This is a genomic window from Rhodococcus sp. 4CII (assembly GCF_014256275.1).
In the GTDB taxonomy this organism is placed as follows: Bacteria; Actinomycetota; Actinomycetes; order Mycobacteriales; family Mycobacteriaceae; genus Rhodococcus_F; species Rhodococcus_F wratislaviensis_A.
Genome location: NZ_JACCFE010000002.1, coordinates 6,504,387 through 6,528,076, shown reverse-complemented (window position 1 = coordinate 6,528,076; position 23,690 = coordinate 6,504,387). Strand labels below are relative to the sequence as shown.

The window sequence follows — 23,690 nt, the reverse complement described above, 5'->3', positions numbered from 1 at the left end:
GAGGTCCCTGCCCGAAATGGAAACCTGGCGCTGGGGAAGTGCGTCAGGGTTCCGTCGGACAGAGGCCTCGCGGCATTCGCGAGGACGCGGTCACGCTCAGACGATCTCGCCGAGCGCGACTCCTGTTGCCTGCGAGTAGTTCTCCTCGTTCGCCTCGACGTAGGCCTGCCAGGCTTGCGCATCCCAGATTTCGAGGAAATCGACCGAACCGATCACTACGCAGTCCTTGGAGAGACCCGCATAACGACGGTGATCTGCCGAGAGGGTGATGCGCCCCTGGGCATCTGCGTGCTGCTCGTCGGTACCCGCTGCCAATCCACGAACGAAGGCTCGCGCCTCCGGATCGCTTCTCGACGCGGCCGCGGCCTTGCGTGCAAGAGCTGTGAACTCTTCTCGGGGATACACCGCGAGACTGTGATCCTGACCCTTGGTGACCATCAACCCTCCCGCCAGCGCATCCCGGAACTTTGCGGGCAACGTGAGCCGCCCCTTGTCGTCGAGCTTCGGCGTGTAGGTACCGAGAAACACTCGACACCTCCCACCGCGTTCATATCGAACGCCGCTTGGCCGGGCGGTTCACCTTCGCTCTCCGCTGCGCACCACAGTACCCCACTTTCCCCCACCCACAAGGTAGATAACGGCGTGTTGCACCCCGATTTGCCCGATACTTGCTGGTCAACGCTGAATGAGGAAGGTGGGGGGAAATTCCCGACGTGATCGCCGACACGCGCACGGCCGACCGGCGTCCACCTCACAATGGAGCAGGACACGACAAAAGGCCTGGTGAAGGCCTGATCCGACGCGGTGAATTGCTCACCTCACCGCCCCCGGCGGTGCCGATGGGGGAAAGTGGGGAAACGAGGTGGGTGACGGTGGGGATTCGCAGCCGGGAGCGTTCACTGGCCCCACCGAAATCGCCCCGGGCGAATCGCACGGGGTCCTGCGGGCAGACGCTTTCCGGAAACAGCATCGGCGGCGTGGCATTGACATGCCACGCCGCCGATAATGCCGAGCGGGTTGTTGCTACTCCTGCTCGAACCTCTTCTTGAAGCGGTCTTCCATTCGCGACGAGAATCCGCCACTCTTGCGCCCGCTTCGGGGCTTACCGCGATCGGCACGACCGGTCTCGCCTTGCGCGGTCGAGCCACCACGCGAGGACTGGCCGGACTTGCTCTTTCCTCCACCCCACAGGAGGAGGACTCCGGCACCGAACATGACGATGAAACCGATCAGGCTGATGACGGGAAACCCGCCCGGCTTGATCGGAAGGGCGACGCCGGCGATGAGCAGGACCAGCCCCAGAACGAACAGGGCCACCGCCTGCAATCGACGACGACTCGATGCCGCACGCATGCGACCGCCTCGCACAGTGGAGGCGAATTTGGGATCCTCGGCGTAGAGAGCGCTCTCGATCTGGTCGAGCATGCGCTGCTCGTGCTCGGAGAGTGGCACGGTACCTCCCCCGGCACTGGAATGTTGGCCACCGTCTCACGGTGCGAGACGGTGGGTAACCGACTTTGGCGGCTACCTAGATTTAATAATACGAGCAGTTCGACCCCCGTACCACCTACTCCGCGTACGAGTTCGCCACCAACCTTACGGACTCCCGCACCGAACCCCGTTCGGGGCACCGCAATGTCGCGCACGCCTCACCGTTTTCGGGCCGCTTCCGGTCGCCGTACGTCTACGACGCCCGCAAATCGAGACCTGGACCACGTCCGATGTGATCTTCGACGGCCTGCAGGAAACGCCCGACCTCCACGAAGAACTCGTCGGCCTCGAGATCGGTGAGAGTCCGCGTCATACCCGCCTCGATCGCGGCCCGCGTGGGCGAGTGACCCGCGAAATAGTCGGCCCAGTTCGCGAACTCCGGCGCCGCGGCGGCCATGAGAACCCACGCGTTCCGCGTTCGTGTCCGCCTGCTCCCCGCCGCCGGACCCTCCGCCGCGGCCAGCACCGCGCCCGCACCCCGGAGCGCGGCCAGGTACGCACTGTGGAATCGGTCCGCCGGCGCGCCGGCCCCCACCGACTGGGCCAGCAGGGCGTCGGCGCGATCGAGGAGCGCCGAACCGCGCCGGGAGGCCGGGTGGCGTACATCGCCCGGGCGGCGCGAGTTCCCAGAGGTCGGTCCCGTGACCGGATTCGTCATCACTTCGAACACCTCCAAAACCCCGGTGCAACCACCCCGCCGGGCGTAGTCAGGTCGTGAGTGCGGGGGCCGGCGATGCTCGCTTCCCTCGAGCATCGCCGGATCCCCGCTATCGAACATCCGTTCGACCTATTCAATATAGCTGGACCCACCGACACGTCGTCAAGAGAAAGGTGAGACCGGTCGACACGAACGCTGACCAGACTCCGCTCGTGGTCGAACTCTCGGCCACCGAGTTCCGCGACCGCCTGCACGAGGCGCTGTCGATCTACGTCGCCGCCATGGGCTATCCCCACGGCACCGAGTACCACCGGGCGCCGATGTGGAACGAGCACGTGCAGCGATCCGGGTGGCGTGGCGTCGGCGCGCTCGTCCCGGCCGGCGACGGCTCCGCCGACGGCGAGGCCGCCCGCCTCGTGGCCGTCGCCTACGGCTACCGCGGGGCACCCGAACAGTGGTGGCATCAGCAGGTCCGCTCCGGTCTGCGCCACACGGGGTGGTCCCGCGACCAGATCGACGTGATCCTCGGCAACTACTTCGAACTCACCGAACTCCACGTCCACCCAGACGCCCAGGGACATCGGCTGGGCGAGACCCTCCTCCTCCGCCTCCTCGACCACCGACCCGAACGGGGTGTGCTGCTCTCCACGCCGGAAGTGGCGGACGAGGACAACCGCGCGTGGCGGCTCTACCGGCGCCTCGGCTTCAGAGATGTGCTGCGCCACTTCCGGTTCGCCGGGGACAACCGGCCCTTCGCGGTGCTGGGTCGCGGGCTTCCGCTGTGATCGACGCGGTGGTGGTCGGTTCGGGACACAACGCCCTCGTGTCGGCGTGTTATCTCGCGCGGTCCGGGTGGTCGGTCGAGGTGATCGAACGCGACACCGTTCTCGGCGGTGCGGTGTCGACGGTGGCGCGCTTTCCCGGATACCGGGTCGACCGCGGGTCGTCCGCCCACATCATGGTCCGCCATACCGGGATCGTCGAGGAACTCGACCTCGGAGCGCACGGTCTGCGGTACCTCGACTGCGATCCTTGGGCGTTCGCCCCGGGCCCCGCGGGTACGGACCGGCCCGGGATCGTCTTCCGCCGGAGCCTCGACCGGACCTGCCGCTCGATCGAAGAGTCCTGCGGAGCGGCGGACGCCGATGCGTACCGCCGGTTCGTGGGCGTGTGGGGTCCGCGCAGCGCACGCGTCATGCGGGCGTTCTCGAAACCGCCGACCGGGCCCGCGCTGCTCTCGTCGTTCTGGGGACTCGACACCGGCGACGGCGGCAGCGACCTCTCCCGGCAGTTCCTCGGTTCCGGCGACGCACTGCTCGACGAATACTTCGACGACGAACGGCTCAAGGCCGCCCTCGCGTGGTTCGGCGCCCAGTCCGGCCCGCCGATGTCGGAGCCGGGGACGGCACCGATGGTCGGTTTCGCCGCCCTGATGCACACCGTTCCACCCGGCCGCGCCGTCGGCGGCAGCGGCGCCCTGACCGCGGCGCTCGCGTCCCGGTTGAGGTCCGATGCCGGCACGGTGACACTCGGCGACTCGGTCACGTCGCTGAACCACGACGGCGGCACGTGGACGACGCGGACGTCGTCGGGCCGCGAGATCCGCTCCCGCACGGTGGTCGCGGGCTGCCACGTGCTGACGACCCTCGGCCTTCTCGAACGAGGCGGCTTCGACCCGCAGACCCTCGCCCGGTGGCGTCGCCGGATCCGCGTCGGCCCGGGAATCGGAATGGTGGTGCGGCTGGCCACCGACGCCCTCCCCGCCTATCCGAGTGCGCCCGAGGACTCGGTGACCCACGGGCTCCAGCTCCTGGTGTCCGATCGCGCACACCTGCGGCTCGCGCACGGCGCCGCCCTCGCCGGGGAGCTTCCGCCGCGACCGGCGGTTCTGGGAATGAGCTTCAGCGGGCTCGATCCCACCATCGCACCCCCGGGCAGGCACCAGGTGACGCTGTGGTCGCAGTGGCAGCCCTACCGGCTGAGCGGCGGGCGGCGGTGGAGCGATGTCGCCCAGTCGGAGGCCGACCGGATCGTCGCGGAGATCGACAGGCTCGCACCCGGTTTCACCGAGTCCGTCCTCGACCGGCACGTGCAGTCGCCGCAGGACCTCGAGGACGAGATGGGGCTGCTCGGCGGCAACGTCATGCACGTCGAGATGTCGTTGGACCAGATGATGATGTGGCGCCCGCTCCCCGAACTGTCGCGACACCGGGTTCCCGGCGCCGAACGCCTCTACCTGACGGGGGCGTCGACGCATCCGGGCGGTGGGGTGTCCGGCGCGAGTGGCCGCAGCGCCGCACGCGTCGCACTCCACGACGACCGGAGGGGTCTGGCGCGGGTGTGGCGCCGGCGATGAACTCCCGCGTTCCCGTGGTCCTCGCGGGCGCGGCGATCGCGGCGCAGATCCTCTACCCGCTGGTACACGGCGGGACCCGCGACGTCGTCACGGTGTGCGTGGTCGCGCTGCTCGCCGCGACGGCCGTCGCCCATGCGACGGTGACCCGGGGCGGACGGTGGGCGGCCGGACTGGTCGTCGTGACCGCGGGGCTGGGTCTCGTCTCCGAGGTCGCCGGGACGACCACCGGCTTCCCGTACGGGTGCTACGACTACGCCGTCGACCGGCTCGGGCCCGCACTCGCCGGGGTTCCCCTCGTCGTGCCGTTCGCCTGGACGGCCGGCTTCTACCCGGTGTGGTGTGTGGCATCCGTGCTCGCACGCGGCCCGCACCGGCGGGCTGCCCGGATCGCTCTGACGACCGTAGGGGTCGTCGGCTGGGATCTGTATCTCGACCCGCAGATGGTCGCGGACGGCCAGTGGCACTGGTGTGTGACGGACGCCGGCCTGCCCGGCATCGAGCACATTCCGCTGACGAACTACGCGGGGTGGCTTCTCGTCGCGACTGTGATGGCGATCGCCGTCGACGGGATCGACCGTCGTCTCGGCACCGGCACCCGGCACCGCGACGGCGTCCCGATCGGAGTGTTCGTGTGGACGTGGCTGGGGTCGGCGCTGGCCCACACGGTCTTCCTGCACGCCCCCGAGTTGCGGTATTCCGCGGTCTACGGGTGGTGCGCGATGGGAATCCTGGGTGTTCCCCTGCTCGTGACCATGCTGGGGCCGCGCTCCCGGCGGCCCGGGTGCCACGACACGCACCCTCACGCCTGACACCGAACCACTCCCCTGGCACGATACGACTGTGCAGCTGCCTTCGGTTCCCACCTCGACCCGCTCGCGGAGGGCCGCGTCCCTCGCCGTCCTCGGTCTCCTCCTCGTCCCGTTCCTCGCAGGTTGCCTGCGAGTGCAGGTGTCGATGGGCGTGTCCGCCGACGACCGGGTCTCCGGCCAGATCGTGGCCGCCGCCGTGCCCGCGAACGATCAGGACAAGGGTCCCCAGCTCACGCCCCCCGTCTCGTTGTCGGACAAGGTGCGCATCCAGGAGTACAAGAAGGACGGCTACGTCGGCAGCCAGGCGTTCTTCAGTGACCTCACCTTCGGCGACGTGCAACAGCTCGGCACCATGTCGGAGCAGGCCACCGGGAGTTTCCAGATCTCGCTTCAGCGCACCGGCGACCTCGTCACCCTCGACGGGAAGGCCGACCTCAGTTCGGTGCCCGCGCAGGGCAGCGACGTGCAGTTCACGATCGCGTTCCCGGCCCGCGTCGCCACCACCAACGGCACCCGCGAAGGCGACTCCATCGTGTCGTGGAAGCTGCCCGCCGGCGACACCTCGACGATCCGGGCCGAGGTGCGCTACTCCGATCCCAGCACGCGCAGTTTCGCGGGCTGGGCGGGCATCATGGCCGGCGTCACGCTGGGGGTCGCGGTGATCGTCGGGGCACTGGCCTGGCTGGCCCGCAACAAGGACCCGGTGGCCGGCAGCCGTCGCACGAAGGACCATTCGGAGGTGTGACCTCCGCGTCGATCCCACGCATCGTCGGGGCCGGTTCGCTGATTTCCGTCCTCGGGCTCGCCGTGGCGGCCACCAACCTGCGCCGCACCCCGCGTCTCCCCTCCGCGGCCGGCCCGATCAGCGAATCCGTCACCGTCTGCATTCCGGCCCGCGACGAGCGTGACCGGTTGCCGGACCTGATCGGCGACCTGCGGCGCTCGAGCGGCGTCCCCGATCTCCGGGTGCTCGTCTACGACGACGCCTCCACGGACGGGACTGCCACCGTCGCGGAAGCCGCATGCGCGGCGGACCCCCGGTTCTCCGTCGTGCGGGGCACGCTGGACCCGCCGCCCGGCTGGGTGGGCAAACCCGCGGCCTGCCATCGGGTGAGCGAGCACGCCGTCGCGCAGGGCCGGGACGGACCCGGAATTCTCGTGTTCCTCGACGCCGACGTGCGGTTGCGCCCGGACGCCCTGGCCGCCGGGTGCGCCGCGCTGCGGGCGTCGGGCGCCGCCCTGGTCTGTCCGTGGCCGTTCCAGCAGGCCGGATCGACCACGGAGGCGCTGGTGCAACCGCTGCTCGCGTGGTCGTGGGCGGCGACCTTGCCCGTTCGCGTGGCCAACGGGTCGAGACGACCGTCGACGGTCGTGGCCTGCGGGCAGTTCATGGTCTTCGACGCCGCCGCATATCGCGGGGTCGGGGGTCACCGGGCTGTCGCGGACAGCCTGACCGAGGACCTGGACCTCGCGCGCCTGATCCGCCGACGGGGTCTGCGAACGGAACTGTTCGTCGCCGGCGCGGCAGCGTCGTGCCGGATGTACGACGACGCGCGCGCACTACGCACCGGCTACGACCGCTGGCTGTGGACCGCGTTCGGCTCCCGCGTCGGCGCTGCCGCGGTACTCGGTGTTGCACATGTGGCGTACGTCGTGCCCGCGGTCGCCCTTGCGACGGGCCGGGGGCGCGTGCGCCGGTGGGGCGCGGTGGGATATCTGGCGGCGACGGCGTCCCGGCTGTGTGCGCGTGCTCTCGAGCGTGGCGACCGCCTCACCGTCGCCGACGTGGCCTGCGCGTGCGCGCACCCGGTGTCCGTCGTCGCGGTCACGGCACTGATGGTGTCGTCGCACCGCAGTCACCGTCGCGGGCGCACCCGGTGGAAGGGCCGGACTCTCAGCTGACCGGGGTCGGCGTGACCGGGTGCGGAGCCGCGACACCGGAGCCGACCTTGTCGCCGAGCCGGGCCAGCACCTCGCTGGTGGCGCGGGCGAAGTTCAGGGTGATGAAGTGCAGACCCGGGGCACCCTCCGCGATGAGTCGTTCACTCATCTCGGTGGCGAGGTCGATGCCGATCTCCCGCACGGCGGCGCGGTTCTCGTCCGGACCGTCCCCGGCCGCCGTGGCGAGCCGCTTCTCGAGGTGCGCCGGGAGACTCGACCCCGACAGTTCGAGCATCCGTCGAACCGATCCCAGCGACGTGATCGGCATGATCTCGGGAATGATCGGCTTGGCGCCCTGCTCGGGGTCGTACGCCGACACCCGGTCGCGGAGGCGCAGATAGTCGTCGACATCGAAGAACATCTGCGTGATGGAGTACTCGGCGCCGGCCCGCAGCTTCGACACCAGGTACCGGGTGTCGTGCGCGAGGTCGGGTGCGCGGTAATGACCTTCCGGGAACGACGCCACACCCACGTGGAAGTCGCCGAGGTCCCGGACGAGGCGGACCAGTTCTTCCGCGTACTCGACGCCGTCCGGGTGCTTCTGCCATTCGCCGAGCGGGTCGCCGGGCGGGTCGCCGCGCAGGACCAGGATGTTGCTGATTCCGCGGTCGGCGTACGCGCCGACCATCGATCGCAGTTCGTCGACGCTGTGCGACACGGCCGTCAGGTGCGCGACCGGCAGCAGTGTGGTCTCCTCGGCGAGCTGACCGGTGACGCGAACCGTGCGGTCGCGCGTCGACCCGCCGGCGCCGTAGGTCATCGACACGAAGGCCGGACCCATGCGCTCGAACTCGCGGACGGCACGCCACAGACGAGCCTCGGCGGCCTCGTCGCGAGGCGGCGAGAACTCGACGGAGAAGGGGACCCGACCGTCGCCGGACGACCGGATCCGGTCGACGATGGACGGGGTGCGGGTTACCCAGCCATCGCTGGCCCGCCCCCGGACGGAATCGAATGTCACCCGTCCAGCATAGGTATTGCCCGGGGCAATGCGCCCACTGCGTCTCCGTGAGCGGCCGGATCCCGGCATCCGGCCTCCCCGGAGGACGCCCACTATGGTGGTGTCGACGCTCGCCGCTCTCGGTGCGCACGCGAGAATTCGATCCTGGAGGCCACCCTGTCCGTTGGAACGCGCCCGGCCGCTCTCGCGGCCGACGTCGAAAATGCGCTTCGCGACTTCTTCGCCGGCCGGCAGGACCTGGTCGATGCCGTGGGCGGCGGCTACCGCGACGCCGTGACCACCCTCGAAGACTTCGTCCTGCGCGGCGGCAAGCGGGTGCGCCCGGCCTTCGCCTGGACCGGCTGGCTCGGGGCGGGTGGCGACGCCCGGGGTCCGGACGCCGAACCCGTGCTCCGAGCCTGCTCGGCGCTCGAACTGGTTCAGGCCTGCGCACTGGTCCACGACGACATCATCGACGCCTCCACTACGCGCCGGGGGTTCCCCACCGTCCACGTCGAGTTCGAGGACCGGCACCGCGCCGGCGGGTGGAGCGGTGATTCCGCTCACTTCGGCGAGGGCGTCGCGATTCTCCTCGGCGATCTCGCCCTCGCCTGGGCCGACGACATGATCCGCGACTCGGGCATCACCCCGGAGGCCTCGGCCCGGATCTCCCCCGTCTGGTCCGCGATGCGGACCGAGGTGCTCGGCGGACAGTTCCTCGACATCAGCAACGAGGCCCGGGCGGACGAGTCGATCGACGCGGCCATGAAGGTGAACCGGTACAAGACGGCGGCGTACACCATCGAACGGCCATTGCATCTCGGCGCCGCACTCGCGGGCGCCGACGACGCCCTCGTCGCGGCCTACCGCCGATTCGGCACCGATATCGGTATCGCCTTCCAACTCCGCGACGACCTGCTCGGCGTCTTCGGCGATCCGGCCGTGACGGGCAAGCCCTCGGGCGACGACCTGCGGGCCGGCAAGCGCACCGTCCTGTTCGCGATGTCGCTGCAACGCGCCGACGCCGACGACCCCGCGGCCGCCGACCTTCTACGCAACGGTGTCGGCACCGACCTCTCCGATGCGGATGTGGACACGCTCCGGACCACGATCACCTCGCTCGGCGCGGTTGCGGACGTGGAGAAACAGATCGAGGAACTCGTCGGGAACGCGCTGTCGACGCTGACGGCGAGTACCGCCACCCGCGAGGCGAAGCAGCAACTCACCGAGATGGCCGTCGCCGCGACGCGCCGCGACTACTGAGGTCGACGATGGCTCGCGCGCTCCGGACGGTTCCCGGCCGGACCGATCACGTCGTGGTCGTCGGTGCCGGTCTCGCCGGGCTGTCCGCGGCGTTGCACCTCACCGGGGCGGGGCGGCGCGTCACCGTCCTCGAGCGGGAATCGTCGCCGGGCGGCCGGGTGGGCACGTACCGCGGCCCGGGCTACGACATCGACAACGGCGCCACCGTCCTCACGATGCCCGCACTGGTCGGTGAGGCGCTCGCCGCGGTGGGCGCGGACTTCCAGTCCACTCGCCCCGCCTTGGTCCTCGAACGGCTGGCCCCGGCGTATCACGCGCGGTTCGCGGACGGTTCCTCGCTGGACGTCCACTCCGACCCGGACCGGATGGCCGACGAGATCAGCCGGGTGTGCGGGGCGGCCGAGTCGGCCAGATATCTGCGGCTGCGGCGCTGGCTGGGCCGGATCTTCGACGCCGAGTACCACCGCTTCATGGACGCCAACTTCGACTCCCCGCTGGATCTCGTCGCGTCCCGTGCGGCCGCGAAGGACCTGCTGAAGCTCACCCTGCTGGGCGGCTTCGGCAAGCTCGGCGCCCGGGTCGACCGCACGATCACCGATCCGCGGCTGCGCCGGATCTTCACGTTCCAGGCCCTGTACGCCGGGGTCGCGCCTGCCGACGCCCTCGCCGTGTACGGCGCGATCGCCCACATGGACACCTCGCTCGGCGTGTACTTCCCCCGGGGCGGGATGCGCTCGATCGCGCTCGCCCTCGCCGACGCCCTCACCACCGCCGGTGGAGAGATCCGGCTGGGTGCCGAGGTCGCGGCCGTCGAGAAGTCGGGTGGCCGCGTCGTTGCCGTCGTGACCGCGGCGGGTGACCGCATCGACTGCGACGCGCTGGTCCTCACCCCGGACACCGCCGTCGTCGACGAACTCCTCCGCCCGGTGACCCGCCGGGCTCCCCGCCGGGTGCGGGTGTCGCCGTCCGCCGTCGTCCTGCACGGGACGGTCCCCACGGCGGTGACGTCCCGCTGGGCCGCCCGGCGGCACCACACCATCGACTTCGGTGACGCGTGGGCGCGCACGTTCGCGGAAATCACGGCGCGTGCCGGACGCGGACGGCTCATGACGGACCCGTCCCTGCTGATCACGCGACCCGCCGTCTCCGATCCGGGGCTCGTCGTCGACCGCGCGGGCACAGCCTCCGAGCCGGTGTCGGTGCTGGCGCCCTGCCCGAACCTGCACAGCGCGCCGCTCGACTGGTCCTCGCTGACCCGCCCGTACGTGGACGAACTGCTGCGCGAGCTCGAGGCGCGCGGCTACACCGGCATCGCGGACCATTTCACGGTCGACCACGTCGACACCCCGCTCACCTGGCTCGGCAAGGGCATGGCCGCCGGCAGTCCGTTCGCGGCCGCGCACGTGTTCCGGCAGACCGGGCCGTTCCGGCGTCCGAACCTGGTCGACGGCCTGGACAACGTGGTTCTCGCCGGTTCGGGCACCGTTCCGGGCGTCGGAGTCCCCACCGTCCTGCTGTCGGGAAAGCTCGCGGCGGCACGCATCACCGGGACCGCCCCCGCAGAAAGTGCGGAAATGGCCCGAAAAGCACGAAGTGCGAGTGGATAGGGCGAGGCGTGGCGAGATCTGGCGCCGGCAGCAATTAAACTGGGTCCTCGACCATGCGATGCGCGCGACGACGGGCGCTCCGAACGCAACCGAACTCACCTCGGGGGAGGAATCTGCACTCATGACGTCCTCTGCCCGGCAGGCGACCGTCGCCCCTGCGACGACCGCACCGCAGCGATCGTGGCCTCAGACCACGGCCGACTTCCTCCGCAGTCCGGAAGGGCACGCCGCGATCCTCGGTTTCGCGGGCGCCGTGATGATCACGTTCGGTGGTTTCGGTGCGGGCAGCGTTCGCCGCGAGGACCCGCTTCTCGAGGCGATGCACCTGTCGTGGCTGCGATTCGGTCACGGCCAGATCCTGTCGACCGTCATCGTCTGGGTGGGTGTGGTCGCGATGATCGCGGCGTGGGTGCGGTTGGGCCGCGCCACCCTCGGCGGAAACGTGAGTCTGCGGCAGTTGCGCTTGATCGTCCCGGTGTGGACGGCGCCGCTGCTGCTCGCGGTGCCGATGTTCAGCCGGGACGCCTACTCCTATCTCGCGCAGGGCGCGCTCCTGCGGGACGGGTTCGACCCGTACGCCGTGGGACCGGTGGTCAACCCGGGGGTCCTTCTCGACAACGTCAGCAACGTGTGGACCACCACCACGGCGCCGTACGGGCCGCTGTTCCTGCTCCTCGGTCAGGGCATCACGGCGCTGACGGGCGACAACGTGATCGCCGGGACGATGCTGCTGCGCCTGACGATGCTGCCCGGGCTCGCACTGATGGTGTGGGGGGTCCCGCACCTCGCCCGCCATCTCGGCGGAAATCCCGCGATCGCGCTGTGGCTCGCCGTGCTCAATCCCCTGGTCCTCGTCCATCTCATCGGCGGTGTACACAACGAACTGCTGATGGTCGGCCTGATGATCGCCGGCATCGCCCTCGTCCTGGAACGCCGCCACCTCGCCGGCATCGCCCTCGTCGCGGTGGCGGTCGCGATCAAGGCGACGGCCGGCGCCGCCCTCCCGTTCATGGTGTGGATCTGGATGGTCCACGAGAAGGAGAAGGCCGAGGCGGAAGGTCGCACGCCCGCGTCGCCCCTGGCGTCGTTCGCGAAGACCGCCGGGGCCGGGTTCGCCGTGTTCGTGGCCGTGTTCGCGGCCGCCTCCGCCGTCGCCGGGGTCGGGCTGGGCTGGATGACCGCGCTGTCCGGTTCGAACAAGATCATCAACTGGCTGTCACTACCGACGATCCTCGCCCACATCGTGACGGTCGGGACATCGTGGTTCGCGGACCTGCGGTTGGGTGAGGTGCTGGCAATCACCCGTCCGATCTGCGCGGTGGCGCTGGTCGCGATCGTGCTGACGGTCTGGTGGCGGTACCGGAAGACCGAGCGTGACGCGATCCTCGGGATCCTCATCGTCCTGGTCGCGATAGTGATCCTCTCGCCCGCGGCGCTGCCCTGGTACTACTCGTGGCCCATCGCCATCGCCGCCGGCTTCGCACTGTCGACGCGGACCCTGATGGTCCTCGTCGGGCTGTCGACCTGGCTGATGCTGGTCTTCCAGCCCGACGGGTCGATCGGTCTGTACACGGTCGCGCACGTGGCGCTGGCGACGTTCGCCGCGGTCGTCGCGGCCGTGTCACTGCGCACCGTCGACCCGCTGCGTCTGCGCACACCCCGGCCTGCCGGGGACGTGCGCATCTCCGGCCTCGCAGGGGCTGCGTCGTCGCCCGGCATCGAGTGACATCTCGATGACCGAACCGGCGGACAGTTATCGGTATTGCGGGGCGGTGACGGCGGAGCACGGACGGACGTACCACCTCGCGACGCGACTTCTTCCCGAACGCCGCCGCAGCGCGGTGCACGCCCTGTACGGTTTCGCCCGCACGGTCGACGACATCGTGGACGCCGATCCGGGCCGGACGGCCGGGAACTGCGCCGCCGAGCTCGATCGGATCGAGGACGTCCTGCGGCGCGGGTTCACCGACCGGACCGCACCCGCGCCGAAGTCCTGCACACCGGAGATGCTGCGGGTGCTCCCCGCATTCCTCGACACGGTGGCGGAGTTCGACATCTCCCGCGACTACTTCTTCGCGTTCCTGGACTCGATGCGGATGGACGTTCCCGGGACCGCGGCGCATCGCGCCGAATACCGCAGCATGACCGAACTCCGGACGTACATGTACGGGTCGGCGGTCGTGATCGGGTTGCAGATGCTCCCCGTCCTCGGAACCACCGGACGGGTCGAGGACGCGGCGCCGCACGCCGCGGCGCTCGGTGAGGCGTTCCAGTTGACCAATTTCCTCCGCGACGTCGGCGAGGATCTCGACCGGGGCCGCGTCTACCTCCCCGCCGACGAACTCGCGGCGTTCGGCGTCGACACCGACCTTCTCGTGCACTGCCGCCGCAGCGGGTCGACGGACCGGCGCATCGTGCGGGCCCTCGCGCACCTGATCGCGATCACCCGGTCGGTGTACCGGGACGCGGAGCCGGGCATCGCGATGCTGGACCGGCGGGTGCAACCCGGTATCCGGACCGCGTTCGTGCTGTATTCGCGCATTCTCGACGAGATCGAGCGCGGGGGCTACCGGGTTCTCGACCGGCGCGCCACCGTCGCCCGGAGAAATCGCTGGGCGACGGCGCTACCCCAGTTCGCCCGGCTCGCGGTGCCTGCCGGTGGGCGGTCGCGGTGACGGGTGGTCAGAATCCCATCGCCTGAGCCCGACGGATCACCTCGCGGGCGAGGTGGCCGTGCAGGGCCTGCACGGGAGTGCCCGGCAGGCTGTCGTCCTCACGGAACAGCCACAGCAGGATTTCCTCGTCGCTGAACCCGCCGTCGTGCAGCACGGCGATGAGGCCGGGCAGCCATTTGACGGTTTCGCCGGCGTCGTCGAAGAAGAGTTCGGGAACACCGAGGACGCCGCCACGGCGCACGGCGATCAGCTGCTGATCCCGCAGAAGCTGCTGCACCCGGGTGACGGCCACACCGAGATTCTTCGCGACGTCCACCAACTGGAGGAGCGAGACGGAAGGGTCCAGGACATCGTCACAGTAAGGGATGGCACTCACTCCCCTAACGTTATCTGGTCGCATTCTGCGTGGCGCTACCGGTCGGTGTCGCTGGCTACGATTGAGGGGCGCGTGGCCGGGCTGCGCGCACCGACGGGGGAACGGACACTGTGCACGATGGAGGTCAACGTTTGATCGGCGAGCTGCTCGACCGGCGCTATCGGGTGGATGCCACGATCGCGCGTGGCGGCATGTCCACCGTCTACCGGGGGCTCGACACGCGTCTCGACCGTCCGGTGGCCATCAAGGTGATGGATCCGCAGTTCGCGGCCGATCCGGCGTTCGTCTCGCGGTTCGAGTTCGAGGCCCGGTCGGTGGCGCGACTCAAGCATCCCTCGCTCGTCGCAGTCTACGACCAGGGGCACGATGGCGATCATGCGTTCCTGGTCATGGAACTCGTCGACGGTGGGACGCTGCGGGAACTCCTGCGGGAGCGCGGGCCGATGCCCCCGCACGCGGTGGCCGCCGTCGTGGGCCCGGTTCTCGACGCTCTCGCCGTCGCCCACCGGGCGGGTCTCGTGCACCGCGACGTCAAGCCCGAGAACATCCTGATCTCCGACGGCGGCGAGGTGAAGATCGCCGATTTCGGTCTCGTCCGGGCCGCCGCCGCGTCGACCACCACCTCGAACAGTGTGATTCTGGGCACGGCGGCGTATCTGTCGCCGGAGCAGGTGACGTCCGGGATCGCCGACACCCGCAGCGACGTCTACTCCACCGGAGTGCTGCTGTTCGAGCTCCTCACCGGACGGACGCCGTTCACCGGGGACACGTCGTTGTCCGTCGCCTATCAGCGGATCAACCAGGACGTTCCGCGGCCGGGGTCGTTCATCGCGGGTGTCCCGCCCGAGTTCGACGAACTCGTCGCCGAGGCGACCCACCGGGAGCCGTCGCATCGATTTGCCAACGCCGAGCAGATGGGCGCGGCGTTGCGCAGCATCGCGGCGGCGCTCGACCTGCCCGCCTACCGGGTACCGGCCCCGAGGCGCTCGGCGCAGCATCTGAGCGCCGCGGCCGCCGCGAGCGCGCCTCCGCTTGGCCCACCCCCGGGCCACCTTGCACCGCCCACGGTGCACCTCCCGGCTGCCGCGCCGCTGTCGCCGCCCAGCCCGCTGCCTCCGCAGCCCGGTGTCCAGCACACGCGGGTCGTCACCACCCAGACTCCGCGCCCGCCGATCGACGAACCGCAGTTCGCCGTGGAGGACGAGACCGACGACGGCTACCACTTCCCCGACTTCGCCGCCGAACGGCAGCGGTCGCGCCGGACCACGATCGTGTGGCTGCTCGTGATCCTGATGCTCGCCGTGGCGGTGGGTGTCGGCGGCTGGTGGATGGGGTCGGGGCGGTACACCGCGGTCCCGACCACCGACGGCCTCGACCGCGGCGCCGCGGTGACGGCACTGGAGGCGGCCGGACTGTCGACGGAGATCCGCGGGCAGTACTCCGACACGGCGGCGCTCGACACGGTGCTGGGGACCGATCCCACCGGCGGGTCGCGAATTTCGCGCGACGGCACGGTGGCGCTGCTCGTGTCCCTGGGCAGACCGACCGTCCCACCCCTCCCCGCGGGCGGCGAACGCGCCGGGATCGAGCAGGAGCTGCGCAACCGCACGTTCACTCCGGTCGACGGAGGTCAGGCGTTCAGCGCGAAGGTCCCGATCGGTGCGGTGGCCGCGCTCGATCCGGCGCCGGGCACCGAACTCGCGACGGGCTCCACCGTCAAGCTGATCGTCAGCAAAGGCGCACCGCCGGTGGACGTTCCCGACGTGAAGGGAATGTCGGAGGCCGAGGCGCGAGCGTCCCTCGAAGCGGTCGGCATCGTCGTGCAGGACGTGACCACCGACTTCGACCGCACCGTGGCGGCCGGTGACGCCATCGCCACCGACCCGAAGTCGGGCACCCGCGTCACGGCGGGGACGAGCGTGACGCTCCGCGTGTCGAATGCGGTGCGGATACCGTCCATGCTGGGCCGGACGGTCGGGTCGGCGCGCGACGAATTGAGCCGGCTCGGACTCGACGTGAAGGTGCGTCAGGTGACCGACACGGACCGCTCGTTCGTGATCAGCCAGAATCCGGGGAGCGGCGACCTCGTGAGGCCCGGCAGCACGGTCACCCTGGTCTCACTGCCCTGACCCCGCAGGTGCAGGGCAGTGAGTCCGCCGAAGGTGCGCTCGCTCAGCCGCGCAGCATCTCCGCGACGAGGAACGCCAGTTCCAGCGACTGCTGGGTGTTCAGACGCGGGTCGCAGGCCGTCTCGTACCGACCCGACAGGTCGAGGTCGGAGATGTCCTGTGCGCCGCCGAGGCATTCGGTGACGTTCTCACCGGTGAGTTCCACGTGGATGCCGCCCGGGTAGGTGCCCAGTCCGTTGTGAACCTCGAAGAAGCCCTGCACCTCGTCGACGATGCGGTCGAAGTGCCGGGTCTTGTAGCCGGTGGACGCCTCGTGGGTGTTGCCGTGCATCGGGTCGCACTGCCAGATCACCTGGTGTCCGGTGGCCTGCACCTTCTCGATGATGGGCGGCAGCATGTCGCGCACCTTGTTGTTGCCCATGCGCGAGATCAGGGTGAGGCGGCCGGGCTTGTTGGTGGGGTCGAGACGTTCGACGTACTCGACGGCCATCTCCGGTGTGGTGCTGGGTCCGATCTTCAGGCCGATCGGGTTCGACACCAGTTCGGCGAACGCGATGTGCGCGCCGTCGAGTTGACGGGTGCGGTCGCCGATCCACAGGAAGTGCGCGGACAGGTCGTACAGCTTGGGGTGATCGTCGTCGTTGTCGAGACGCAGCATCGCGCGTTCGTAGTCGAGGACGAGCGCCTCGTGGCTGGCGAAGATCTGGGCCTGCTGCAAACTCGGGTCGGTGACACCGCAGGCATTCATGAACTGCAGGCCACGGTCGATCTCCGCGGCGAGCGCCTCGTAGCGGGCACCGGCCGGCGACGACGACACGAACTCGCGGTTCCAGTCGTGGACCTTGTGCAGATCGGCCATGCCGGCACCGGTGAGCGCGCGGACCAGGTTCATCGCGGCGCTGGCGTTCGCGTACGCCCGGACGAGCCGCGACGGGTCGTGGGCGCGCACCGCCTCGTCGGCGACGAGGGAGTTGATCATGTCGCCGCGGTAGGACTGCAACCCGAGGGCATCGACGTTCGACGACCGCGGCTTGGCGTACTGACCGGCGATGCGGGCGACCTTGACGACGGGCAGGCTCGCTCCGTAGGTCAGGACGACGGCCATCTGCAGCAGAGTGCGGATGTTGCCCTTGATGTGCGGCTCGGTGTTGTCGGCGAATGTCTCGGCGCAGTCGCCGCCCTGGAGCAGGAACGCCTCGCCCCGGGCCACCTGGGCCAGCTTCGCCTGCAGAGCCACGACCTCGCTGGCCACCGTGATCGGCGGCACGCTCTCGAGGACGGTCCGCATGGCGGCGGCCTGACCCTCGGGCCACTGCGGCTGCTGCGCAGCCGGCTTGGCCAGCGCCGCGTCGAGTTGCTCACGCATCTCGGTGGGCAGCGGCGGGAGTTCGGGCAAGCGGTCGATCGGCACGTCGACAGTCCAGTTCACCCATACAGGATATTCGCTCGACACGAGCGTTGGCGAGTCAGGTCACCGGAGTGACCGCGCCGCCTGCACTGCCTCGAACTTCGCCAGGTTGTGCCGGGCGTCCGCGAGGGCGTCGTGAGCGTCGCCCGGTGCAGGTGGCAGCGCCGGGCTGCCGTGCTCCTCCCAGTACTGGCGCAGTTCCCGCGTGTACCGGGGCAGCGACTGCGGGAGCTCGGTCATGTCTCCCCACAGCTGGCACAGGGCGACGTGATCGTAGGCGGCCACCCAGGCCCACAACTCGGGGACGATGCCGGGCCGGGGAATCAGGAACGCATAGAGATCGTCACGGATCCGCGCCCGGCTCTTCCAGAGCGGCGACGACGGCTGCGGCAGCTTCGGCAGCACGTTCCTGCGCACCCACTTGCCCGCGCGCTCGGGATCGAACTCGGTGGACACCGCGTAGAATTCACGTCCGTCCTCCGCGACCACCCCGATCGACACCAGGTCGATCGTGCGACCATCCTCGATGAACTCGCAGTCGTAGAAGTAACGCACGCCCGCAAACTATGCCTCACCCGTTGGCGTCAACCGGATCCACCCCTACCTCGTGAAGGAGGCCTTGGTGAGCGCACCCTCCGACGGTCGACAGTCCGCCGTCCCCGACGCGGACCCGCTGGACGTCCCGCGGACGCCCCTGCGTCTGCGTGCCGGAGGATGGGCGGTGCGCCTCCTCGTGCCGGCCGGTCTCGCCGTCGGATTCGCGTACAACCTGCTCGGACTGCCGGGTCTGCGACCGTTCGGCAGCTACTACCGGCTCGATCTCGACGTCTATCGCCTCGGCGGTGCGGTGTTCCTGCGCGGTCCGACCCTGTACGGGTCTATGCCGGCCACCCAGATGGGCAACTTCCTGCCGTTCACGTATCCGCCGCTCGCCGCCGTCGTCTTCAGCCCGCTGTCGACCGTGTCGCTGGCGACGGCCGGGACCGTCGTGACGGCGTTGTCGCTGATCGCCCTGTTCGGTGTGCTCGTCGTCACCCTCGACTCGCTGGGCATCGCACCCCGCACCACGCTGGTGTGGACGGCGCTCGGTGCGCTCGCGGTGGCGCTTGCCCTCGAACCGGTCTCGTCGACCCTGGACTACGGGCAGATCAACATCCTGCTCATGCTGCTGGTCGCGGCGGACTGCCTTCCGAGAAAGACACCGTGGCCGCGTGGCGTGCTGATCGGCCTGGCGGCGGCGATCAAGCTGACGCCGGCGGTGTTCATTCTGTTCTTCCTGGTGCGCAAGGACTTCCGCTCCGCCGTCATGACCGCGGTCGGCTTCGCCGCGTTCAGCGCGGTGGGCGCGCTCGCGACGTGGAAGGACTCCGTCACCTACTGGACGCAGACCCTCTTCGACTCCGACCGGATCGGCACCCCCGCCTATCCCGCGAACCAGAGCATCACCGGAGTGCTGGCCCGGCTCGGTGTGAGCGAGGCGACGCGTACGCCGATCTGGCTGCTGCTGAGCGTGGTGGTGCTCGCGCTCGTGGTGCTCGCGATGGTGCGGGCACTGCGCGCCGGCGAGACCGCGCTCGCACTGGGCCTCAATGCCGTTCTCGGACTGCTCGTCTCACCCGTGTCCTGGTCGCACCACTGGGTGTGGGCGGTGCCGGTCGTCCTCGTGCTCGGGATCCTCGCCTACCGGCGCGGGAGCATCCTGCTCGCGGTCAGCGCCGTGGCCGGCGTCGTCGTCGTCAAGCTCGCCGCACATTGGAAACTGGGAGTGGGGCGCTGGAGCGGCACCCACTGGAGCCTGTGGGACCAGTTCCTCGCGTCGTCGTACGTGTGGTGGGGACTGTCCGTGGTGCTGGTCGCGATCGTCGCGTTCCGCACCCGTCCCGCCCAGGCCGACGAGGACGATCGGTCGGAGACCTCCGACGATCTCACCGTCCCTGTCGGCTGAGCGGTCTGCTACGTCAGCTCGCCCGGGTGTCCGGCAGGCGTGTGACGTCGGTGACATCGCTCGCCGGTGTCACGTCGGCCACCGCAGTCGGTGCCGGAGCGTCGGCGGTGGGGGCCTTCTTCTTCAGCGTGGCCGCGTAGATGTCGACGTATTCCTGCCCCGACAGCTTCATCAGCTTGTACATCACCTCGTCGGTGACGGCCCGCTCGACGAAACGGTTGCCGCCCATCCCCTCGAAGCGCGAGAAGTCGATCGGCTCGCCGACCCGGATGGTGACCTTCGCGGGACGCCACACCCGGGAGCCGATCGGGTTGACCTTCTCCGTTCCGATCATCGCCACCGGGATGACCTTCACACCGGATTCGAGGGCCATCCGCGCGAGGCCGGTCTTGCCCTTGTAGAGGCGCCCGTCGGGCGACCGGGTGCCCTCCGGGTAGATGCCGAGCAGCTTGCCCTGCGAGAGGACACGCAATCCGGCGTTCAGTGCGTCCTGTGCGGCGTCGGCGCCGGTCCGGTCGATCGGCACCTGTCCGACCACCGAGAAGAACCAGCGCTGAAAAGCACCCTTGAGGCCCGTCCCGGTGAAATACTCACTCTTGGCGAGGAAAGTGATTCTCCGCGGAACCCGCAACGGCAGGAAGAACGAATCCAGCACCGCCTGATGGTTACTCGCCAAGATGGCTCCGCCCTCGGCCGGAATGTTCTCCGTACCCTCCACGGTCGGCCTACCCAGCGCCCAGAGAACCGGCCCCAAAAACACGTACTTGAAGAGCCAGTACCACATGGCGTCCCTCCCATTCACAACCCAAGCTTCGTTCGGGTCGACTCTACTTCGGGTGGGTGAGGGCCGCTACACACGGCCCGAGAGCCCGCACAGCATCACATCTGCGGGTTTACAGCGGTCGGCCGCACGTCAACCTACCCGATCGGGCAGGACCGCCCTCGCGAGTTCCGCCGCTCCGATCATGCCCGCCGCCTCCCCCAGCTGGGTCGGCCGGATACGGGCCAGCGGCCGGTGCCCGGCCCCCGTCGTCAGGGCGGCGTAGTTCTCGCGGGCGTCGTCGATGAACAACGGCGAGGACGTCGCGACTCCGCCCGCGATCACGACGAGATCCGGGTCGTACACGTCACCGATCAGCGCCAGTCCCACCCCCAGCCAGTGGGCGAAATCCCGCATGGTCTCGAGCGCCAGCGGATCACCGTCCTGGGCGGCGCCCGCGATCCGCCTGCCCGTGAGCACACCGGGATCGACGGCGACCTCCCGTGCGAGGACGGTCGACGTCGCCGGGTCCGCGGCCAAACGTTCGATCGCGGTGTCGACGAGGGCCGTCCCGCTGCAGTACCGCTCCCAGCAGCCGTGCTTGCCGCACGCGCAGGGACGTCCGCCCGGGACCACCTGGATGTGCCCGAGCTCGGGTGCGACGCCGTGGCTGCCGCGGTACAGTCGGCCGTCCGCGAGCAGCGCCGCGCCGATGCCCGTGCCGATCGCGAGCATCACCACGTTCCGCCCGCCCGCCGCGGCGCCGAACCGGTGCTCGGCCCAGGCCGCCGCGTTCACGTCGTGTTCGAGGATGACGGGCAATCCGAGGCGCTGCCCGAGGTCCCTGCCGACCGGCGCACCCACCCACGGCAGATGCGGCGCGAATCGCACCGTTGTGCGGTCGGGGGTGATGAACCCGGCGACGGCGAGCCCCACCGCGGCGACGTCGTGCCGAGCCGACAGCTCCCGGACCGCGCGGTCCAGTCCGTTCTCGAGGGCCTTCGCCGACGCCGGGGTCGGCGACTGCAGCGAATCGAGCACGTCACCGGCCGAATCGACGACCGACGCACGGATGCTGGTTCCCCCCACGTCGATGCCGATGGTCAGCGCCGAACTGCCGTTGCGTTCGCTGCCCGCGCCTGTACCCATGCAGATGATTGTGCCCACGCCGGATCGCTGCCGTGCACGAGTCGGGCGATCCGGCCCGCGTCGGGGCGCTCAGCGCTTGAACGTGACCGTGATCGGTTCGAACGCCGAACCGCCGTCGGGTCCGGACGTGCCGCCCCCACCTTCCGGGCCGGGTTCCGGCGACTCGGGACCGCCGGGGCCCGGGGCGCCGTGCACGCGGTGCTCGTCGAGTATCTGCCGCAGAACCGCGATCAGAACGGACGCCTGGCCGGCGACGAGGGTCACGAGATCGTGCTGCTCGCCGCGGATCAGCGCTGCGAGCGCGCACACGGGGCACCACGTGCATCCCGACCACTGTCCGGTCCCGGGGGGCGCACCTGCCGCCTCCGCCTGGGCGTGCGGTGCCGCGGCGCGCTGGAGTATCGGCTCGAGGCGGTCGAGGGCGGTGTCGGCCAGCGCCCGCAGCTCCGCGATCAGCTGCGCGTGGTCGTCGTTCATACCGGCCACACCTGTGGGTCGGGTGTGAAGCGCACGACGAGATCGCTGCCGTCGAGTTCCGCGCCCGCGACGACGCATCGGCGCAGGACCGAGGCGAGGCGCACACGGCGGCGCACCCCTTCGGCGCCCACCACCAGGTCGTCGTCCACCCGGCCCAACGTGAGAGTCGACGGGTTCACGAGCGGAAGATACATCCGCATCGTGTACACAGAATTCACACCGGCCCCCGATTCCAGCCCCACCCGCACCGCAGGTGGGTTCTTCCCCAACACCGCCACCGCGTCCGTGTCGTCGGCATACAACTCCCGGGCGATACCGCCGAGATCGGCCCACCCTACCGGCTCCGTCACCGACCGAGTCACCGTGAGGATCACCGTGGAGCCCGCGGAGGCGGTCAGCTCGGCGAGTACCCGCTGCTGCAGGGCTCGCCGCCGGATCAACCATGCCACACCGGGGTCGTCGTGTCCTGTCGGCGAATCGAATTGTGGCAGTAGGTTGTTCACGAGGATCGCATCGATGCGCAGGCCCGACAGCGCGGCCGCCGCCACGGTCCGCCGCGTCTCCGTCAGCACCACCCGCTCCGGCGTCGTCACCAGTCGCACAGTGGTTTTCGCGCGATCCGCGAGCATGTCCCGCACCTCGCCGACAGCGGACACCACCTGTTCGATGAGCGTCACCAGCATGACGAGGCGGGGATCGGAACCCAGGAGCGCCGCGATCCGGCGATGCTGGGGCCACACCCGTTCGACGTAGTCGAGCGCCATCGCCGGCGCAGCGAGCGTGCGCAGACAGTCCGCGGTGGGCGGGCAGTCGACCACCACCGCGTCGTACCGACCGTCGGCGGCGAACCGGACGACCTCACACAGCCCCAGTACGTCCTGCACCCCGGGCAACCCGGTCAGTTCCTCCGGTTCGAGTGCGGACAGCTGGGCGCCGTGGTCGTGCGTGCCCGCGGCCGCGAGAACCGCTGTCAGGCTCCGGAATCTGTCCTCGAGCAAGGCGAGGGTGTCGAGCTCGAGCACATCGAGGTCGCCGGTGACCGACACCACGTCCCGGGCGGAGCCGATCCCGAGCACGTCGGCGAGTGAATGCGCCTGGTCGAGCGAGACGAGGAGAGTCCGGTGTCCCGCCTCCGCTGCCGCCTGTGCCGTCGCAGCCGCGAGCGTCGTCTTTCCGACGCCCCCCTTCCCTACGAAGAACTGGACCCGCGCAGGTCCGGCACCACCCTCGCTGCTCAGCCTTCCACCCGCTTCTTGAGTTCCTTCAGCGCGGTATCGGTGATCGCCTTCTCCGCCTTGCGCTTGAACAGGCCGATCATCGGAATGGTCAGATCCACGGTGAGCTCGTACGTCACGGTGGTGCCGCCGTCCGCGTCGTCCTCGAGCACGTACGAACCGAACTGCGACTTCTGGATCTCACCGGACTCGAGTTCCCAGCTGACGGACTTGCCGTCGGGCGCCCAGTCGTACCGGAGTACGTAGGTGTCCTTGACCATGCCCGCGTCGAGCACGAAACGGACCCGGTCGGCCCGGCCGTTCTCACCGGGTTCCATGATCTCGACGGACTTCGCGGCCGCCACCCACGTGGGATAGGCGTCGAAGTCGGCGATCACATCCATCACCCGGGCGGGCGGCGCCTCGATACTGATCGACCTCTTGGTCCTCTCGGGCATGGAGTGAACGCTTCCTTTCGCCTGGCCGACCCGC

The 23,690-nt window shown here is 69.8% G+C and carries 23 protein-coding genes; 11 read left to right on the top strand and 12 right to left on the bottom strand.

The window, feature by feature from the left end; translation table 11 throughout:
- Positions 1-96: 96 nt before the first annotated feature.
- The 3 genes from mraZ to H0B43_RS31055 form a co-directional block, all read right to left on the bottom strand.
- Positions 97-528 (bottom strand): division/cell wall cluster transcriptional repressor MraZ, encoded by a 432-nt coding sequence (mraZ, locus tag H0B43_RS31065; protein WP_185724435.1) that lies wholly within the window; start codon positions 526-528, stop codon positions 97-99.
- A gap of 495 nt (positions 529-1,023) precedes the next feature.
- The gene (locus H0B43_RS31060; protein WP_073365914.1) at positions 1,024-1,452 is read right to left on the bottom strand and encodes a DUF3040 domain-containing protein; all 429 of its coding nucleotides are present in this window, start codon (positions 1,450-1,452) and stop codon (positions 1,024-1,026) included.
- A 232-nt stretch (positions 1,453-1,684) separates the two neighbouring features.
- Complete coding sequence (locus H0B43_RS31055) at positions 1,685-2,149, bottom strand: SAV_6107 family HEPN domain-containing protein (protein ID WP_252189678.1); 465 nt, start codon at positions 2,147-2,149, stop codon at positions 1,685-1,687.
- 173 nt (positions 2,150-2,322) lie between these two features.
- Here H0B43_RS31055 and H0B43_RS31050 point away from each other — a divergent pair, with 173 nt between their 5' ends.
- The 5 genes from H0B43_RS31050 to H0B43_RS31030 are packed head-to-tail and all read left to right on the top strand — an operon-like array spanning position 2,323 to position 7,216.
- Positions 2,323-2,934, top strand: a complete 612-nt coding sequence (locus tag H0B43_RS31050; RefSeq protein WP_185724437.1) for an N-acetyltransferase — start codon at positions 2,323-2,325, stop codon at positions 2,932-2,934.
- Entirely contained in the window at positions 2,931-4,505 is a 1,575-nt protein-coding gene (locus tag H0B43_RS31045) for an NAD(P)/FAD-dependent oxidoreductase (RefSeq protein WP_185950089.1), read from the top strand. Before H0B43_RS31050 ends, H0B43_RS31045 begins: the two co-directional genes overlap by 4 nt.
- A complete protein-coding gene (locus H0B43_RS31040) occupies positions 4,502-5,314 on the top strand; it encodes a carotenoid biosynthesis protein (protein WP_185724439.1) in 813 nt (270 codons plus the stop codon). The genes H0B43_RS31045 and H0B43_RS31040 overlap by 4 nt, the downstream gene beginning before the upstream one ends.
- Positions 5,315-5,345: 31 nt before the next feature.
- On the top strand, positions 5,346-6,059 hold the full coding sequence (locus tag H0B43_RS31035; RefSeq protein ID WP_185724440.1) for an LppM family (lipo)protein: 714 nt from the start codon (positions 5,346-5,348) through the stop codon (positions 6,057-6,059).
- On the top strand, positions 6,056-7,216 hold the full coding sequence (locus H0B43_RS31030; protein ID WP_185724441.1) for a glycosyltransferase: 1,161 nt from the start codon (positions 6,056-6,058) through the stop codon (positions 7,214-7,216). Before H0B43_RS31035 ends, H0B43_RS31030 begins: the two co-directional genes overlap by 4 nt.
- Here the strand turns inward: H0B43_RS31030 and H0B43_RS31025 are convergent.
- A complete protein-coding gene (locus tag H0B43_RS31025; protein WP_185724442.1) occupies positions 7,209-8,216 on the bottom strand; it encodes a methylenetetrahydrofolate reductase in 1,008 nt (335 codons plus the stop codon). The two genes, H0B43_RS31030 and H0B43_RS31025, sit on opposite strands and share 8 nt — an antisense overlap.
- Positions 8,217-8,360: 144 nt before the next feature.
- On the opposite strand from H0B43_RS31025, the gene H0B43_RS31020 reads away from it, so the two are divergent.
- The 4 genes from H0B43_RS31020 (at position 8,361) to H0B43_RS31005 (ending at position 13,740) form a co-directional block, all read left to right on the top strand.
- Entirely contained in the window at positions 8,361-9,458 is a 1,098-nt protein-coding gene (locus H0B43_RS31020) for a polyprenyl synthetase family protein (protein ID WP_185729738.1), read from the top strand.
- 8 nt (positions 9,459-9,466) lie between these two features.
- Positions 9,467-11,065: a phytoene desaturase family protein gene (gene crtI / locus H0B43_RS31015; protein WP_185724443.1), complete on the top strand. Its 1,599-nt coding sequence runs from the start codon at positions 9,467-9,469 to the stop codon at positions 11,063-11,065.
- 121 nt (positions 11,066-11,186) lie between these two features.
- Positions 11,187-12,791 (top strand): alpha-(1->6)-mannopyranosyltransferase A, encoded by a 1,605-nt coding sequence (locus H0B43_RS31010; protein WP_185724444.1) that lies wholly within the window; start codon positions 11,187-11,189, stop codon positions 12,789-12,791.
- A gap of 7 nt (positions 12,792-12,798) precedes the next feature.
- Positions 12,799-13,740 carry a phytoene/squalene synthase family protein gene (locus H0B43_RS31005; RefSeq protein ID WP_185724445.1) on the top strand — a complete coding sequence of 314 codons (942 nt, stop codon included), beginning with the start codon at positions 12,799-12,801 and terminating at the stop codon, positions 13,738-13,740.
- Between the two features lie 7 nt (positions 13,741-13,747).
- Here H0B43_RS31005 and H0B43_RS31000 read toward each other — a convergent pair whose 3' ends face one another.
- Entirely contained in the window at positions 13,748-14,116 is a 369-nt protein-coding gene (locus H0B43_RS31000) for an Rv2175c family DNA-binding protein (protein ID WP_185724446.1), read from the bottom strand.
- Between the two features lie 110 nt (positions 14,117-14,226).
- On the opposite strand from H0B43_RS31000, the gene pknB reads away from it, so the two are divergent.
- Complete coding sequence (gene pknB / locus H0B43_RS30995) at positions 14,227-16,245, top strand: Stk1 family PASTA domain-containing Ser/Thr kinase (protein ID WP_312033645.1); 2,019 nt, start codon at positions 14,227-14,229, stop codon at positions 16,243-16,245.
- A gap of 43 nt (positions 16,246-16,288) precedes the next feature.
- On the opposite strand, the gene H0B43_RS30990 is transcribed toward pknB, so the two are convergent.
- Together H0B43_RS30990 and H0B43_RS30985 are read right to left on the bottom strand one after the other, a co-directional pair.
- Positions 16,289-17,674 (bottom strand): class II 3-deoxy-7-phosphoheptulonate synthase, encoded by a 1,386-nt coding sequence (locus H0B43_RS30990; protein WP_073365904.1) that lies wholly within the window; start codon positions 17,672-17,674, stop codon positions 16,289-16,291.
- A gap of 42 nt (positions 17,675-17,716) precedes the next feature.
- Positions 17,717-18,208, bottom strand: coding sequence for a polyadenylate-specific 3'-exoribonuclease AS (locus H0B43_RS30985; protein WP_185724448.1), 492 nt, complete (start codon positions 18,206-18,208; stop codon positions 17,717-17,719).
- A gap of 67 nt (positions 18,209-18,275) precedes the next feature.
- Between H0B43_RS30985 and H0B43_RS30980 the strand changes: the two genes are divergently transcribed.
- The gene (locus H0B43_RS30980) at positions 18,276-19,598 is read left to right on the top strand and encodes a glycosyltransferase 87 family protein (RefSeq protein WP_312033646.1); all 1,323 of its coding nucleotides are present in this window, start codon (positions 18,276-18,278) and stop codon (positions 19,596-19,598) included.
- A gap of 13 nt (positions 19,599-19,611) precedes the next feature.
- On the opposite strand, the gene H0B43_RS30975 is transcribed toward H0B43_RS30980, so the two are convergent.
- The 5 genes from H0B43_RS30975 to H0B43_RS30955 form a co-directional block, all read right to left on the bottom strand.
- Positions 19,612-20,382, bottom strand: coding sequence for a 1-acyl-sn-glycerol-3-phosphate acyltransferase (locus H0B43_RS30975; protein ID WP_185724450.1), 771 nt, complete (start codon positions 20,380-20,382; stop codon positions 19,612-19,614).
- Positions 20,383-20,511: 129 nt separating this feature from the next.
- The gene (locus tag H0B43_RS30970; protein ID WP_185724451.1) at positions 20,512-21,507 is read right to left on the bottom strand and encodes an ROK family protein; all 996 of its coding nucleotides are present in this window, start codon (positions 21,505-21,507) and stop codon (positions 20,512-20,514) included.
- Between the two features lie 69 nt (positions 21,508-21,576).
- A complete protein-coding gene (locus H0B43_RS30965) occupies positions 21,577-21,984 on the bottom strand; it encodes a hypothetical protein (RefSeq protein ID WP_185724452.1) in 408 nt (135 codons plus the stop codon).
- Entirely contained in the window at positions 21,981-23,222 is a 1,242-nt protein-coding gene (locus tag H0B43_RS30960; RefSeq protein ID WP_185729739.1) for an ArsA family ATPase, read from the bottom strand. Before H0B43_RS30960 ends, H0B43_RS30965 begins: the two co-directional genes overlap by 4 nt.
- A complete protein-coding gene (locus H0B43_RS30955) occupies positions 23,219-23,656 on the bottom strand; it encodes an SRPBCC family protein (protein WP_185724453.1) in 438 nt (145 codons plus the stop codon). The genes H0B43_RS30960 and H0B43_RS30955 overlap by 4 nt, the downstream gene beginning before the upstream one ends.
- Between the last annotated feature and the right edge of the window lie 34 nt (positions 23,657-23,690).

Excerpts from the sequence above, each read along its gene's own strand:
- H0B43_RS30970 (WP_185724451.1), bottom strand. The coding sequence starts at position 21,507 with ATGGGTACAGGCGCGGGCAGCGAACGCAACGGCAGTTCGGCGCTGACC.
- crtI (WP_185724443.1), top strand. The coding sequence starts at position 9,467 with ATGGCTCGCGCGCTCCGGACGGTTCCCGGCCGGACCGATCACGTCGTG.
- H0B43_RS30965 (WP_185724452.1), bottom strand. The coding sequence starts at position 21,984 with ATGAACGACGACCACGCGCAGCTGATCGCGGAGCTGCGGGCGCTGGCC.
- H0B43_RS31055 (WP_252189678.1), bottom strand. The coding sequence starts at position 2,149 with ATGACGAATCCGGTCACGGGACCGACCTCTGGGAACTCGCGCCGCCCG.
- H0B43_RS30955 (WP_185724453.1), bottom strand. The coding sequence starts at position 23,656 with ATGCCCGAGAGGACCAAGAGGTCGATCAGTATCGAGGCGCCGCCCGCC.
- H0B43_RS31010 (WP_185724444.1), top strand. The coding sequence starts at position 11,187 with ATGACGTCCTCTGCCCGGCAGGCGACCGTCGCCCCTGCGACGACCGCA.
- H0B43_RS31005 (WP_185724445.1), top strand. The coding sequence starts at position 12,799 with ATGACCGAACCGGCGGACAGTTATCGGTATTGCGGGGCGGTGACGGCG.
- H0B43_RS30975 (WP_185724450.1), bottom strand. The coding sequence starts at position 20,382 with ATGTGGTACTGGCTCTTCAAGTACGTGTTTTTGGGGCCGGTTCTCTGG.
- H0B43_RS31040 (WP_185724439.1), top strand. The coding sequence starts at position 4,502 with ATGAACTCCCGCGTTCCCGTGGTCCTCGCGGGCGCGGCGATCGCGGCG.